Below are 282 nucleotides of genomic sequence, written 5' to 3' on the forward strand. Positions count from 1 at the left end.
CCTTTTTCTGAACAAGCTAATATGTCAGGGAAAATATTACAAAGTAACCCTTTGGATTCTTCTTTCTTGTCATCCTTTTTATCTTCTTTTCTTTTATCTTTATCAGATGGATCGTCATCCGGATCAGGTTTATCATCCGGACGTTTATCAGGTTTATCATCAGGTTTTTTATCAGGATTTCCATCGGGATTAGGCTTAGGATCTGGATCAGGCTTGGTATTGGGTGCCTCAGATCCACCCGGTGTAAGATCAGGACGTTGAGTTGTAGCAACTTCAGCGGTT

At 40.4% G+C, this 282-nt stretch carries 1 protein-coding gene; it reads right to left on the minus strand.

Translation table 11 applies throughout. From position 1 onward, the window contains the following. Nucleotides 1–282 (minus strand): IgG-binding virulence factor TspB family protein (locus HMPREF2700_RS05670; protein WP_283129680.1); only part of this gene is annotated, 282 nt, incomplete at both ends.

Origin of the sequence: Neisseria sp. HMSC068C04 (assembly GCF_001810105.1) — a bacterium.
Classification (GTDB): domain Bacteria; phylum Pseudomonadota; class Gammaproteobacteria; order Burkholderiales; family Neisseriaceae; genus Neisseria; species Neisseria flavescens_B.